Annotated in this window: 14 protein-coding genes; 5 read left to right on the top strand and 9 right to left on the bottom strand. The window is 59.0% G+C overall.

Annotated features, from left to right (window positions below; all coding sequences use genetic code 11):
* Positions 1-81: 81 nt before the first annotated feature.
* Positions 82-1,008, top strand: a complete 927-nt coding sequence (locus tag F8N96_RS09030; RefSeq protein WP_064676137.1) for a LysR family transcriptional regulator — start codon at positions 82-84, stop codon at positions 1,006-1,008.
* On the opposite strand, the gene F8N96_RS09025 is transcribed toward F8N96_RS09030, so the two are convergent.
* The 3 genes from F8N96_RS09025 to F8N96_RS09015 form a co-directional block, all read right to left on the bottom strand.
* Positions 1,005-1,367 carry a diacylglycerol kinase gene (locus tag F8N96_RS09025; RefSeq protein ID WP_150797495.1) on the bottom strand — a complete coding sequence of 121 codons (363 nt, stop codon included), beginning with the start codon at positions 1,365-1,367 and terminating at the stop codon, positions 1,005-1,007. The two genes, F8N96_RS09030 and F8N96_RS09025, sit on opposite strands and share 4 nt — an antisense overlap.
* Before the next feature lie 74 nt (positions 1,368-1,441).
* Positions 1,442-2,092 (bottom strand): response regulator transcription factor ErdR, encoded by a 651-nt coding sequence (erdR, locus tag F8N96_RS09020; RefSeq protein ID WP_150767044.1) that lies wholly within the window; start codon positions 2,090-2,092, stop codon positions 1,442-1,444.
* A gap of 216 nt (positions 2,093-2,308) precedes the next feature.
* On the bottom strand, positions 2,309-3,067 hold the full coding sequence (locus tag F8N96_RS09015; RefSeq protein WP_150797494.1) for a tRNA-uridine aminocarboxypropyltransferase: 759 nt from the start codon (positions 3,065-3,067) through the stop codon (positions 2,309-2,311).
* A gap of 188 nt (positions 3,068-3,255) precedes the next feature.
* On the opposite strand from F8N96_RS09015, the gene F8N96_RS09010 reads away from it, so the two are divergent.
* Positions 3,256-3,681 (top strand): quorum-sensing-regulated virulence factor family protein, encoded by a 426-nt coding sequence (locus F8N96_RS09010; protein ID WP_150797493.1) that lies wholly within the window; start codon positions 3,256-3,258, stop codon positions 3,679-3,681.
* Here the strand turns inward: F8N96_RS09010 and F8N96_RS09005 are convergent, their stop codons facing one another.
* Positions 3,682-3,882 carry a hypothetical protein gene (locus F8N96_RS09005; RefSeq protein ID WP_064676132.1) on the bottom strand — a complete coding sequence of 67 codons (201 nt, stop codon included), beginning with the start codon at positions 3,880-3,882 and terminating at the stop codon, positions 3,682-3,684.
* Between the two features lie 484 nt (positions 3,883-4,366).
* Here F8N96_RS09005 and F8N96_RS09000 point away from each other — a divergent pair, with 484 nt between their 5' ends.
* On the top strand, positions 4,367-5,485 hold the full coding sequence (locus tag F8N96_RS09000) for a TIGR00730 family Rossman fold protein (RefSeq protein WP_150797492.1): 1,119 nt from the start codon (positions 4,367-4,369) through the stop codon (positions 5,483-5,485).
* A 44-nt stretch (positions 5,486-5,529) separates the two neighbouring features.
* On the opposite strand, the gene recX is transcribed toward F8N96_RS09000, so the two are convergent.
* From recX to F8N96_RS08985, 3 genes are all read right to left on the bottom strand, one after another.
* Positions 5,530-5,997 (bottom strand): recombination regulator RecX, encoded by a 468-nt coding sequence (gene recX / locus F8N96_RS08995; RefSeq protein ID WP_150797491.1) that lies wholly within the window; start codon positions 5,995-5,997, stop codon positions 5,530-5,532.
* 8 nt (positions 5,998-6,005) lie between these two features.
* The gene (gene recA, locus F8N96_RS08990; RefSeq protein WP_128872803.1) at positions 6,006-7,058 is read right to left on the bottom strand and encodes a recombinase RecA; all 1,053 of its coding nucleotides are present in this window, start codon (positions 7,056-7,058) and stop codon (positions 6,006-6,008) included.
* An 83-nt stretch (positions 7,059-7,141) separates the two neighbouring features.
* Positions 7,142-7,642: a CinA family protein gene (locus F8N96_RS08985; protein WP_150767039.1), complete on the bottom strand. Its 501-nt coding sequence runs from the start codon at positions 7,640-7,642 to the stop codon at positions 7,142-7,144.
* A gap of 280 nt (positions 7,643-7,922) precedes the next feature.
* Between F8N96_RS08985 and mutS the strand changes: the two genes are divergently transcribed.
* Entirely contained in the window at positions 7,923-10,502 is a 2,580-nt protein-coding gene (gene mutS / locus F8N96_RS08980) for a DNA mismatch repair protein MutS (protein WP_150797490.1), read from the top strand.
* 142 nt (positions 10,503-10,644) lie between these two features.
* Positions 10,645-10,968 carry a ferredoxin FdxA gene (fdxA, locus tag F8N96_RS08975; RefSeq protein WP_008154011.1) on the top strand — a complete coding sequence of 108 codons (324 nt, stop codon included), beginning with the start codon at positions 10,645-10,647 and terminating at the stop codon, positions 10,966-10,968.
* A gap of 488 nt (positions 10,969-11,456) precedes the next feature.
* Here fdxA and rpoS read toward each other — a convergent pair whose 3' ends face one another.
* Both rpoS and F8N96_RS08965 read right to left on the bottom strand, forming a co-directional pair.
* Positions 11,457-12,464 carry an RNA polymerase sigma factor RpoS gene (rpoS, locus tag F8N96_RS08970; RefSeq protein WP_150797489.1) on the bottom strand — a complete coding sequence of 336 codons (1,008 nt, stop codon included), beginning with the start codon at positions 12,462-12,464 and terminating at the stop codon, positions 11,457-11,459.
* Positions 12,465-12,568: 104 nt separating this feature from the next.
* Positions 12,569-13,426: a peptidoglycan DD-metalloendopeptidase family protein gene (locus F8N96_RS08965; protein WP_150797488.1), complete on the bottom strand. Its 858-nt coding sequence runs from the start codon at positions 13,424-13,426 to the stop codon at positions 12,569-12,571.
* Positions 13,427-13,450 lie beyond the last annotated feature (24 nt).

Raw genomic sequence — 13,450 nt, 5'->3', positions numbered from 1 at the left:
GCGCAATTGCATCGCATTCTAATGGCAGCCACAATATCTGTTAACTGGATTATTAAGATAAGGGTTATCGGTTATATCGATATGCGATTTACTCTACGTCAACTTCAAGTATTCGTCGCCGTCGCCCAGCAGGAAAGCGTATCGCGCGCGGCCGGTCTGCTCAACCTGTCGCAATCGGCGGCGAGCACCTCGATCACCGAGCTCGAGCGCCAGTGCAGCTGCCAGCTGTTCGATCGCGCGGGCAAACGGCTGGCCCTCAACGCCCTCGGCAAACAGCTGTTGCCGCAAGCGGTGGCACTGCTCGATCAGGCCAAGGAAATCGAAGACCTGCTCAACGGCAAGTCCGGTTTCGGTTCCCTGGCGGTTGGCGCGACCCTCACGATCGGCAATTACCTGGCCACCCTGCTGATCGGCAGCTTCATGCAGCGTCATCCGGAAAGCCAGGTGAAGCTGCATGTGCAGAACACGGCCAACATTGTGCAGCAGGTCGCCCACTATGAAATTGATCTGGGTCTGATCGAAGGCGACTGCAGCCACCCGGACATCGAAGTGCAGAGCTGGGTCGAGGATGAGCTGGTGGTGTTCTGCGCGCCCCAGCACCCACTGGCCACGCGTGGCACGGCGACCATGGATGAGCTGAGCCATGAGGCCTGGATCCTGCGGGAACAAGGCTCGGGCACACGACTGACGTTTGACCAGGCCATGCGTCACCACCGCAGCGGGCTGAATATTCGCCTGGAACTGGAACACACCGAAGCGATCAAGCGCGCAGTGGAATCAGGGCTGGGGATTGGCTGCATTTCGCGGCTGGCACTGCGCGATGCCTTCCGCCGCGGCAGCCTGGTGCCGGTGGAAACCCCGGACCTGGACCTGGCGCGGCAGTTCTATTTCATCTGGCACAAACAGAAATATCAGACCTCGGCGATGCGCGAATTCCTCGATCTGTGCCGCGCGTTCACCGCCGGGGTTCAGCGCAGCGACGAGATTGTGCTGCCCACCATCGCTTAAAGCAGGATCACCGCCCACACCAAAGCGATCATGGTCAACGCCACCAACTGCGCGGCGCTGCCCATGTCTTTTGCATTCTTCGACAGCGGGTGCAGTTCAAGGGAAATGCGGTCGATGGCCGCCTCCACCGCCGAATTGAGCAACTCGACAATCAATGCCAACAGACAGACGGCAATGAGCAGCGCCTGCTCGACACGGCTGACGTTCAGAAAGAACGACATCGGGACCAGGATGACGTTGAGCAACACCAGTTGCCGAAAGGCCGCTTCGCCGGTGAAGGCGGCGCGCAGGCCATCGAGCGAGTAACCGGAGGCGTTGAGGATACGTTTGAGGCCGGTCTGGCCTTTGAAAGGTGACATAGAGTAGGCAACTGACTAAAAAGAAGTGGGAAAGCTAGACCAAACCGGGTCAAAAAAGCGTGAATGGTATCGCTTTAGTGGCTCGAAATTGACTCCAGTTGTTGCAGAAGCAATGCCGCCTGGGTCCGGGTCCGCACATTCAGCTTACGGAAAATCGCCGTGACGTGGGCCTTGATCGTCGCTTCCGACACGCTCAGCTCGTACGCGATCTGCTTGTTCAGCAAACCTTCGCAAACCATGGTCAACACCCGAAACTGCTGCGGTGTCAGACTGGCAAGGCCGGCGCTGGCAGCCTTGGCCTCCGCGGAAACGCTCACCGCTTCGAACGCCTGGGGTGGCCAGAATACGTCGCCATCGAGTACCGCTCGCACCGCTTTTTGAATGACGCTCAGGTCGCTCGACTTGGGAATGAAACCACTGGCCCCGAATTCACGGGACTTCACCATGATCGATGCCTCTTCCTGGGCGGAGACCATGACCACCGGAATCTGCGGATACTGACCACGCAACAGCACCAGCCCGGAAAAACCGTAGGCACCCGGCATGTTCAGGTCCAGCAGCACCAGATCCCAGTCGGCCTTTTCGTCCAGGCGGGTTTCAAGTTCGGCAATGCTCGCCACTTCCACCAGACGGACCTCCGGACCGAGGCCGAGGGTCAACGCTTGATGCAGGGCGCTACGAAAAAGAGGATGGTCATCGGCAATCAGGATTTCGTATGTGGCCATTTTTCTAATGATCCTGTTTTTCAAACGAGGTGCAGCCACGGAGCTGCATCGACAGGGCACGTTCAACGCCAATCACGTAGCTATTTACATAGCTTTTCACGTAAAGAATACGGCGTATCAAACCTGGCCGCGCCCTGATCGGCGCCAAGCATGCCCAGCGAAGCCGGGGTGGTCAAGCGACGCGGCCCCTGCGGTTGCTCGCAGTATGGCCGACGCTCAGCACGTCACCGCAGCCGCGTTCTGCACGAAGGGCATCAGCTCGGCGTGTGCCGGTGTCGCAACGTTCATCTCCAGCTGACGTTTCGCATCGAGGTAATGCTGACTGAACACATCGAAATAAGCGTCCAGTGCCGACGCGGCCTCGACATCGCCCGCCAGATCGAGGCACAGGGCCGCCACTTCCGCGGTGCACAGGTGTTCGCTGCGGGTCGAGCGGCGCAGCCGGTACCGGGAGAGTTTTTCGGGCAGCAGGCTCAGGATCGGAAGCGCATCGAAATAGGGGCTTTTGCGAAAGATCTTCCGGGCTTCGGTCCAGGTCGCGTCCAGCAGAATGAACAGTGGGCGCCGGGTGCTATCGACCTGGACACCATGGGTCACTCGCTCGGGCTCGACGTACTCGCCCGGGAATACCAGATAAGGTTGCCATTGCGGATCGGACAGCAGCTGCAACAGTTGCTGGTCGACTTCGGTCCGTGACCAGATGAACGCATGGTTGTCACGCACTACATCGGCAATCAGCCATCCGGTATTGCTGGGCTTGAACACTTCCTTGTTGGTCATGATCAGGCACACCCCGGAACGGGTCTCGACCTGTGGACGCCAGGCACACAGGCAGTGGCTCTCGATCACACGGCAGGCACGGCAACGCGGGGCTCGCCAGCCACGGGCCTGAATCGGCTTGATGCCCTCCTCTTCGCGCTGGTCGCGCAGGCGCGCGACGGCATTCGACGCAAAGGGCTTGGGTGCATGGCTCATCGCAGGCAACACCGGAAGGGGTAGAAAATCGACACGAAAACACTCGGCAAGACAGGAAGTACCCGCAGTTTATCAGACCGGCCGGCGCAAGCCTGTACCGTCCAGGCCACCTCCCCTATAATTCGCCGCCACTGAACGCACAGTCATGTGACTGGTCGAACCACCAGTCACTGAACCAGGAGAGTTTCATGCTGCGCCTTATCGTTCCTACCGCCGCCATTGTGCTGGCGTCGTCCTTCAACGCCCAGGCTGCTTCCTTGAAAGACATGGAACTGAGCAAAATGCTGCAAAACGTTGCCACTCAAAGCAGCGTTGGCACTCCACGCGCGATCAACGAAGATATTCTCGATCAGGGCTATACCGTTGAAGGTAAAGAGTTGATCAACCACCTCAGCGTCCAGAGCACCCACGCCGACAAAATGCGCGCCGACCCGAAAGCGGTGTATTTCCAGCTCGGCTCCACTGTCTGCAACAACCCGGGCATGCGCAAGCTGATGGCCAAGGGCGCAATCATGCGTTACGAGTTCACCGAGGTTAAGACCAACCGTCCGGTCGCGAGCGAGCGCTTCCAGGAATCGGATTGCCCGAAAGCCGTACCCGCGAAGAAAAAGTAATCACTGGGAATTGGCGCGCCGCTGTTCATCCTCGGCGCGCAGTTCCGCCAACAACGCCTGCAGATAGCAAGAACGTCGCTCGGCAGCCTCAAGACGTCGGCAACACTCCTCCTCGAGACTCAAATGATGGTTCTCGGCCGATGACTTCAGCAATCGATACAATTGCGTATCGATTTCGATCTCCAGAATGACTCTGGTCATTGCTTCGGCTCCATGCGCCTCGCCCTGTGTGAGCGATAAAATCCTTCACCCGCTTGTGTCGTGCGTCCAGCCATTGACGCAAAGTTGTCATGTCACACCTGTCTTTCAGTAAATCAGAGTGATGGACAATCAGCTTTGCGTTCAGACGAGCGGTGAAATCACCTTGCAAATCGTCAATAAGCGGTTGCCAGGAAAGACTTTGCGGCGCAATGATCAATTCAGCGCAAATCCTCGCAAGGGTCTAGATTCATAGTGTTCACGTTGAATTTTTCCAGGCAGGAAAGGGGCTGCCTGTCATGCGTCCTGTTGTGCGAACGTTTCTTTCATCCAAGGGAAAAACAGAGCCTGTATGGATGACTCGATGGCAACTCGAGTCCGGTAGATCGCCCAGGCACGGGCCTGGGCAGACAGCGACGCACGAGGTGTCGCGGCGCCGACAACTGCCTTGTCGGGGCCAAGGGTTCTGTGCAGAAGGAGAAGCTGAATGCCTTACCAACCGAATGACCTCCTGAGCCGTCATTTTGAAGAAAGCGGCCACGACCTCACCAGCAAGGTCGAAGAACAACTCAACCTGGTTTCACCCAACAGCCCGAACATCCCCATCTACCGCGATATGATCCTGACCGTGCTACGCATGGCCCAGGAAGATCACAACCGCTGGAACGCCAAGATCACCCTGCAAGCCCTGCGCGAACTGGAACACGCCTTCCGGGTGCTGGAGCAGTTCAAGGGGCGACGCAAAGTCACGGTTTTCGGCTCGGCCCGAACGCCGATAGAACATCCGTTGTATGGCTTGGCCCGAGAGCTCGGCGCGGCGCTGGCGCGCTCGGACATGATGGTCATCACCGGCGCCGGTGGCGGCATCATGGCGGCGGCCCACGAAGGTGCCGGCCTGGAACATAGCCTGGGATTCAACATCACCCTGCCCTTCGAGCAGCATGCCAATCCCACCGTCAATGGCTCCACCAACCTGCTGCCCTTCCACTTTTTCTTCACCCGCAAACTGTTCTTCGTCAAGGAAGCCGATGCGCTGGTCCTGTGTCCCGGCGGTTTCGGTACGCTGGATGAAGCGCTGGAAGTACTGACCCTGATCCAGACCGGCAAGAGCCCGCTGGTACCGGTGGTGCTGCTGGATGCGCCAGGCGGCAAGTTCTGGCAAGGGGCGCTGGACTTCATTCACCAGCAACTGGAGGAGAATCGCTACATCCTGCCCACCGACATGAAGCTGGTGAGCCTGGTCTATAGCGCCGAAGAAGCGGTGGAGCAGATCAATCAGTTCTACAGCAACTTCCACTCAAGCCGCTGGCTCAAGCATCAGTTCGTGATCCGCATGAACCACAAGCTCAGCGATGAAGCGCTCGAACACATGCAAGGCGCATTCGCCGACCTGTGCCTGAGCGATCACTTCCACCAGCATGCCTACAGCGGTGAGGAGCATGACGAACCGCAGTTCAGCCACCTGGCGCGACTGGCCTTCACGTTCAATGCCCGTGACCATGGACGCCTGCGGGAACTGGTGGACTACATCAACTTGCCGGAAAACTGGGCGTCGTCAAAACCCCAGGCGCAACAACGCACGCGGGAGCCGTTGAAGGTTACCTGAGGCGAAAAAAAAACGGCCCGCTATCGAATTAGCGAGCCGTTCATTCAATCGTCCATCCCTCGGCCGCTGAACAAGCGGCTGATCATCTCCATGGAATATCCCCGATAACCGAGGAATCGGCCTTGTTTGGCGCGCTCCCTTGCGTCTATGGGTAAATGCCCGGAGAACTTGCGTCGCCAGGTATCTTCCAGTTGTCCCTGCCAGTCGATACCGCTCTCGCGTAGCGCGAGTTCGATGTCAGGACGCTGCAGTCCGCGCTGACTCAACTCTTCGCGAATACGCAAAGGGCCATAACCGGAACGGGCTCGGTAGGAAACGAAACTTTCGAGGTAACGGGATTCGGACAACAGGCCCTCTTCCGTCAAGCGGTCGAGTGCGGTGTCGATCATTTCTGGAGGAGCGCCACGCTGACGCAGTTTACGCGTCAGCTCGACTCGACCATGCTCGCGTCGCGCGAGCAGGTCCATTGCGGTTCGCCGCACTGCGACGAGTGTATCGAGTACGGCGGTCATCGGATCAATCAGACGTCCACTTCTACCAGGTCATCCGCTTTCTCTTTGGCCGGCGAAGCTTTGACGTCCGGTGCTGGAGACAGCAATTTGTCGCGCAATTGCTTCTCGAGGGTCGCGGCGATGTCCGGGTTTTCTGCCAGGTACTTGGCCGAGTTGGCTTTACCCTGACCGATCTTGGTGCCGTTGTACGCATACCAGGCACCGGACTTCTCGACGAAACCGTGCAGAACACCCAGGTCGATCATCTCGCCGTTGAGGTAGATGCCCTTGCCGTAAAGAATCTGGAACTCGGCCTGACGGAACGGCGAAGCCACCTTGTTCTTCACGACCTTGACGCGGGTCTCGCTACCGACGACTTCATCACCTTCTTTCACCGCGCCAGTGCGACGGATGTCCAGACGAACCGAGGCATAGAACTTCAGGGCGTTACCACCGGTGGTGGTTTCCGGGCTGCCGAACATCACACCGATTTTCATGCGGATCTGGTTGATGAAGATAACCAGGCAGTTGGCGTTCTTGATGTTGCCGGTGATTTTACGCAGAGCCTGGGACATCAGGCGGGCTTGCAGGCCCACGTGCATGTCACCCATTTCGCCTTCGATTTCAGCCTTTGGCACCAGCGCCGCCACGGAGTCGACGATGATCACGTCAACCGCGTTGGAACGCACCAGCATGTCGGTGATTTCCAGGGCCTGCTCGCCGGTGTCCGGCTGGGAAACCAGCAGGTCGTCGACGTTGACGCCCAGCTTGCCGGCATATTCAGGGTCGAGGGCGTGTTCGGCGTCGACGAATGCGCAGGTCGCGCCGGCTTTTTGAGCCTGGGCGATCACCGACAGTGTCAGCGTGGTTTTACCCGAGGATTCAGGACCGTAGATTTCAACGATACGGCCTTTGGGCAGACCGCCAATGCCGAGCGCAATGTCCAGACCCAGAGAGCCAGTGGAGATAGCCGGGATCGCCTGACGGTCCTGATCGCCCATACGCATTACGGCACCCTTGCCGAATTGACGTTCGATCTGACCCAGGGCCGCAGCCAAGGCTTTCTTCTTGTTGTCGTCCATTAAAGTCCTCACGTAATCAATAAGGCCTGACGGCCAACACCTGTATAAGTAGCCAGTATTATTCCACAGCGCTCAAGGATCGCCTACCCCTGATTTGAGATTTCTCCAGCGGCATGGCGCAGTAGCCCCTCTAGCGCGGCCTTCACCGTTTGTCGGCGAACCTCGTCGCGGTTGCCGGGGAAGTGCTGCACCTCGCTGAATACCCGCTCGCCAACGCCCCAAGCCAACCACACCGTGCCGACCGGCTTGCTGGGCGACCCGCCATCGGGCCCGGCGACGCCACTGACCGCCACGGCAAAATGCGCACGGCTTTTCTCCTGCGCGCCCCGCACCATCGCCTCGACCACCTCGCGACTGACCGCTCCCACCGTCGCGAACAACGGCGCCGGGACATTCAATTGCTCGATTTTCTGGCGGTTGGAGTAAGTGACATAACCCGCTTCGAACCACGCCGAGCTGCCCGGAATGCGGGTGATTGCCTCGCAAATCCCGCCGCCGGTACAGGACTCGGCGGCCGTGACGTGGGTATTGAGAACCTGCAAGCGCCTGCCAAGTTCAGCGGCCAGTTGGGTGATTTCTTTCACGGTCCTCTCCTGAAGGGCTGAATGGGACTACCGTACACGAGCGGATCGCGCTTGCAAGGCACGGCATCGATCAAGATGTTAACGGCCAGGGATTCCGACGCAGGCTTGCTCCTGGCCAATCCATTGGCGGGGGCTTCGATGATCCGGGCCACTGTCTTTGTCGGGCTTTCATGCCTGCGTCGGGTGGACCGCCCATGTTAACCTTGCGCCCATCGCGGAAAAGCCGGGCCGACGCCCCTCCTTTGCCCTACACCTTTCAACGAATTTGCCTGATTATCCGATGAATAAAGCCCTCTCCGATCTGTCCTCCCACACGCCGATGATGCAGCAGTACTGGCGCCTGAAAAACCAGCACCCCGACCAGCTGATGTTCTATCGCATGGGCGACTTCTACGAGATCTTCTACGAAGACGCGAAGAAGGCCGCCAAGTTGCTGGACATTACCCTGACCGCCCGCGGGCAGTCGGCCGGCCAGGCGATTCCGATGTGCGGGATTCCTTACCACGCCGCCGAAGGTTACCTGGCGAAGCTGGTGAAGCTCGGCGAGTCGGTGGTGATCTGTGAGCAGGTCGGCGACCCGGCTACCAGTAAAGGCCCGGTCGATCGTCAGGTGGTGCGGATCATCACCCCGGGCACGGTCAGTGACGAGGCGCTGCTGGATGAGCGTCGGGACAACCTGATCGCTGCGGTGCTGGGTGACGAGCGTCTGTTCGGCCTGGCCGTGCTGGATATTACCAGCGGCAACTTCACGGTGCTGGAAATCAAGGGTTGGGAAAACCTGCTCGCCGAACTGGAGCGGGTCAATCCAGTGGAACTGATGATCCCGGATGACTGGCCCAAAGACTTGCCTGCGGAGAAACGTCGTGGGGTTCGTCGCCGTGCGCCGTGGGATTTCGAGCGTGACTCGGCGCTGAAAAGTCTCTGCCAACAATTCTCGACCCAGGACCTGAAAGGTTTCGGCTGCGAGAACCTGACCCTGGCCATCGGCGCTGCCGGCTGCCTGCTCAGCTATGCCAAGGAAACCCAGCGCACCGCCCTGCCCCACTTGCGCAGCCTGCGGCATGAACGCCTGGACGACACCGTCGTGCTGGACGGCGCGAGCCGGCGCAACCTGGAACTGGACACCAACCTGGCCGGCGGTCGTGATAACACCTTGCAATCGGTGGTCGATCGCTGCCAGACCGCCATGGGCAGCCGATTGCTGACCCGCTGGCTGAACCGCCCCCTGCGCGATCTGAGCGTATTGCTGGCGCGCCAGACGTCGATCACCTGCCTGCTCGACGGCTACCGTTTCGAGAAGCTGCAACCGCAACTCAAGGAAATCGGTGACATCGAGCGGATCCTGGCGCGGATCGGCCTGCGCAATGCCCGCCCGCGCGACCTGGCTCGCCTGCGCGACGCACTCGGTGCACTGCCAGCGCTGCAAGTGGCGATGAGCGAACTTGAAGCGCCACACATCATTCAACTGGCCAGGACCACCAGCACCTACCCGGAACTGGCGGCCCTGCTGGAAAAAGCCATCGTCGACAACCCACCCGCGGTGATTCGAGACGGCGGCGTGTTGAAAACCGGCTACGACAGCGAACTCGACGAGCTGCAATCGCTCAGCGAAAACGCCGGGCAGTTCCTGATCGATCTCGAAGCGCGGGAGAAGGCCCGCACCGGCCTGTCGCACCTGAAAGTCGGCTACAACCGCATTCACGGTTACTTCATCGAATTGCCAAGCAAACAGGCCGAATCGGCGCCCGCCGATTACATCCGGCGCCAGACGCTCAAAGGTGCCGAGCGTTTCATCACGCCGGAACTGAAGGCGTTCGAAGACAAGGCGCTGTCGGCCAAGAGCCGCGCCCTGGCCCGCGAGAAGATGCTCTACGAAGCGCTGCTCGAAGACCTTATCGCCCAGCTGCCGCCCCTGCAGGATACCGCCGCCGCCCTGGCCGAACTGGACGTGCTGAGCAACCTGGGCGAGCGCGCACTGAACCTGGACCTGAACTGCCCGCGCTTCGTCGACGAGCCCTGCATGCGCATCAGCCAGGGTCGTCACCCGGTGGTCGAGCAAGTGCTGACCACGCCGTTCGTGGCCAACGACCTGAGCCTCGACGACAACACCCGCATGCTGGTCATCACCGGCCCGAACATGGGCGGTAAATCCACTTACATGCGCCAGACCGCCTTGATCGTGCTGCTGGCGCACATCGGCAGCTTCGTGCCGGCGGCCAGCTGCGAACTGTCGCTGGTGGACCGGATCTTTACCCGGATCGGTTCCAGCGATGACCTGGCGGGCGGGCGTTCGACCTTCATGGTCGAAATGAGCGAAACCGCCAACATTCTGCACAACGCCACCGAGCGCAGCCTGGTGCTGATGGACGAAGTCGGTCGCGGCACCAGCACCTTCGACGGCCTGTCCCTGGCCTGGGCCGCCGCCGAACGCCTGGCGCACCTGCGGGCCTACACGCTGTTCGCCACCCACTATTTCGAACTGACGGTGTTGCCGGAAGCCCAGCCACTGGTGGCCAACGTGCACCTCAATGCCACCGAGCACAATGAGCGCATCGTGTTCCTGCATCACGTGCTGCCGGGGCCTGCCAGCCAAAGCTATGGCCTGGCGGTTGCGCAATTGGCCGGCGTGCCGAGCGAAGTGATCGTGCGGGCTCGCGAGCATCTGGGCCGACTGGAAGCCACCGCCCTGCCTCATGAAACGCCGAAGCCAACCAAGGGCAAACCGGCCGCGCCGCAGCAGAGCGACATGTTCGCCAGCCTGCCGCACCCGGTGCTGGATGAACTGGCCAAACTCGATCTGGACGACATGACCCCGCGTCGTGCGCTAGAAATGCTCTATACACTAAAGACACGGGTCTAACGCACTTGCCTGCAAGCTGTTAGAATCTCGCGCGGTTTGGGATGCTGCTGGCTAATAGCCTGGCCAGCAGACTATCGCTCCCGAACCTGGCGACCCCAACGTGAAGGGGCTCCGCTGCCGCCGCCTGAGGAGAAATCTAGAAATGACCTTCGTCGTCACCGACAACTGCATCAAGTGCAAGTACACCGACTGCGTAGAAGTCTGTCCGGTGGACTGCTTTTACGAAGGCCCGAACTTCCTGGTGATTCACCCGGATGAGTGCATCGACTGCGCACTGTGCGAACCGGAATGCCCTGCCGTGGCCATCTTCTCCGAAGATGAAGTCCCGGAAGACATGCAGCAGTTCATTCAGCTGAACGTCGAACTGGCTGAAATCTGGCCCAACATCACCGAGAAGAAAGAATCGCTGCCCGATGCCGAAGAGTGGGATGGCGTCAAAGGCAAGATCAAAGACCTCGAACGCTGATTGTTACCGCGTTCTCGAAAAGGCCCCCTGCGGGCCTTTTTGCTTTTCTGCAGGCAAAAAAAAAGGGGCGGTTTGACCCGCCCACATTTTTTTCCCTAGTCCCTGTATTCCTTTTCATCGTCCTGATGAATCGCTTCCTGCGATGTCCTTTCCCCTCATCCTTGAAGGGCGTGTCTGTCCGTTGACACAACCTGAATACTAGAGCGTTCCCGGCCAGGAGCAAGCGACCGAAAACGCCAAAATCGGCTGTCATATGCTCGTAACTTAATAAAATAAGTCTATGGATCAACCAGATAAGAAGACCGCGACTGGAGAATGGTGGACTGCCACACTGTAAAAATAACGAACACTTACAAAAGGGTAAGCAAAGACTTACAGCACGAGACTACAAAGCTGAGGTGATGTCGCGGTCCCATCAAAACCCTTCGCTGCATAACAAAAAACCCCGAACCAGTCGGGGTTTTTGTGTAGCGTGCCTGGCGAACTATTTATTGAAACAACGACTCGCTCGACAGCCCATTCTTCTCGAGAATCTCCCGAAGACGCTTCAGGCCTTCAACCTGAATCTGTCTGACCCGTTCCCGGGTCAGGCCAATTTCCAGGCCTACATCTTCCAGTGTGCTGCTCTCGTGCCCGCGCAGGCCGAAGCGGCGGATGACCACCTCGCGTTGCTTGTCGGTCAGTTCCGAGAGCCATTGATCGATGCTCTGGGACAGGTCGTCATCCTGCAACAGTTCGCATGGATCGGTGGGGCGATCATCGGTGAGGGTGTCCAGCAGGGTTTTATCCGAATCCGGACCCAGCGAGACGTCGACTGAAGAAACCCGCTCATTCAGGCCCAGCATGCGCTTGACCTCCGCCACTGGTTTTTCCAGCAGGTTGGCGATTTCTTCAGGTGAGGGTTCATGATCGAGCTTTTGCGTCAGTTCCCGTGCAGCTCGCAGGTAGACGTTCAGCTCCTTGACCACATGGATCGGCAACCGGATGGTCCGGGTCTGATTCATGATTGCCCGCTCGATGGTCTGACGTATCCACCAGGTCGCGTAGGTCGAAAAGCGGAAGCCACGTTCAGGGTCGAACTTCTCTACCGCCCGGATCAGCCCGAGGTTGCCCTCTTCGATCAAGTCCAGCAGCGACAGGCCACGATTGACGTAACGCCGGGCGATTTTCACCACCAGCCGCAGGTTACTTTCAATCATGCGCTTGCGCCCGGCAGGATCTCCACTTTGCGACAGGCGCGCAAAATGAACTTCTTCTTCGGGAGACAGCAGAGGGGAAAAACCAATCTCATTGAGATACAGCTGCGTGGCATCGAGCGCACGTGTGTAATCAATGTACTTGTGTTGCTTTAGCGAGGCGGAGTGTTTGGATTTGGCACGAACGGAAGGTGGAGCAGCCCCTTCATCATTCGACATCGGATCCGTGTCGATGCCGGTCTCCATAAGGAGAACCTCATCGTCGATGTCAAACTCCGGCACTTCTTTACTGAGAGCCATTGTTATAGTCCTTTGGTGAGTTCGACCCCAAGCTCAAGCGGCGCCTTTATCCTTGGCAACGCTGAAGCCTGTCCCCTCTACGTGAGGAACAGGCTGGATAGCGATCAACGACGCGGCAGAAATTGCAGCGGATCTACAGGTTTACCTTGTCGGCGAATCTCAAAGTGCAGTTTCACCCGGTCTGTACCCGTTGACCCCATTTCGGCAATTGTCTGTCCGACCTTGACCTGCTGCCCCTCCTGAACCAATAGCCTGCGGTTATGTCCATAGGCACTGACGTAGGTATCGCTGTGTTTGATGATGACTAATTCGCCGTAGCCCCTTAAGCCACTCCCGGCGTATACCACCGTCCCATCAGACGCAGCTAAAACAGGCTGTCCCAAATCTCCGGCGATATCAATTCCTTTATTCAAACTGCCGTTTGAAGAGAATTTACCAATGAGAATGCCATTAGATGGCCACCCCCAGCCGGTCGGGGCGGGACCCGCCGGCGGCATCGGAACGGCCGCAGGTTTGTTCGCGACGGACGGTACAACCACCGCCGTGCTGGTGGTCGCACCGGTAGCGGGACGACGGAAGACCGTGGTTTTACTCGACGACGAAGGCGTTGAACCGGACGAACCGACCAGGGTCGTCGGCGTTGAACCGGTGCGACCATCGAAGCGGATCGTCTGACCCGGATGGATCGTGTAGGGCGCAGGAATGTTGTTGCGTGCAGCCAGCGCCTTGTAGTCCCAGCCGTAGCGAAACGCGATGGAAAACAGGGTGTCCTTGGGGCGGACGACGTACTGCCCCGTCGTCACTGCCGGACGCTGCGCGACGGAATTGTTGCGTTCGATGACGCGCACGTCGCTCGACTTGTTGCTGGAACAACCAACCAGCAAGGTGCTCAGGACGAGGCCAGTCACCAGGCGCTGAAAGCTCGTTATACCCATTCGCTGCGCAATGACTGTGAGACTCACCCGCCGCTCCCTTTGTGGTGGCTG

The sequence above is a fragment of the Pseudomonas fluorescens genome, assembly GCF_902497855.1.
GTDB classification, from domain to species: domain Bacteria; phylum Pseudomonadota; class Gammaproteobacteria; order Pseudomonadales; family Pseudomonadaceae; genus Aquipseudomonas; species Aquipseudomonas fluorescens_BI.
Note: the sequence above shows the minus strand (reverse complement) of the source record. Positions and strands in the feature narration are given on the sequence as shown.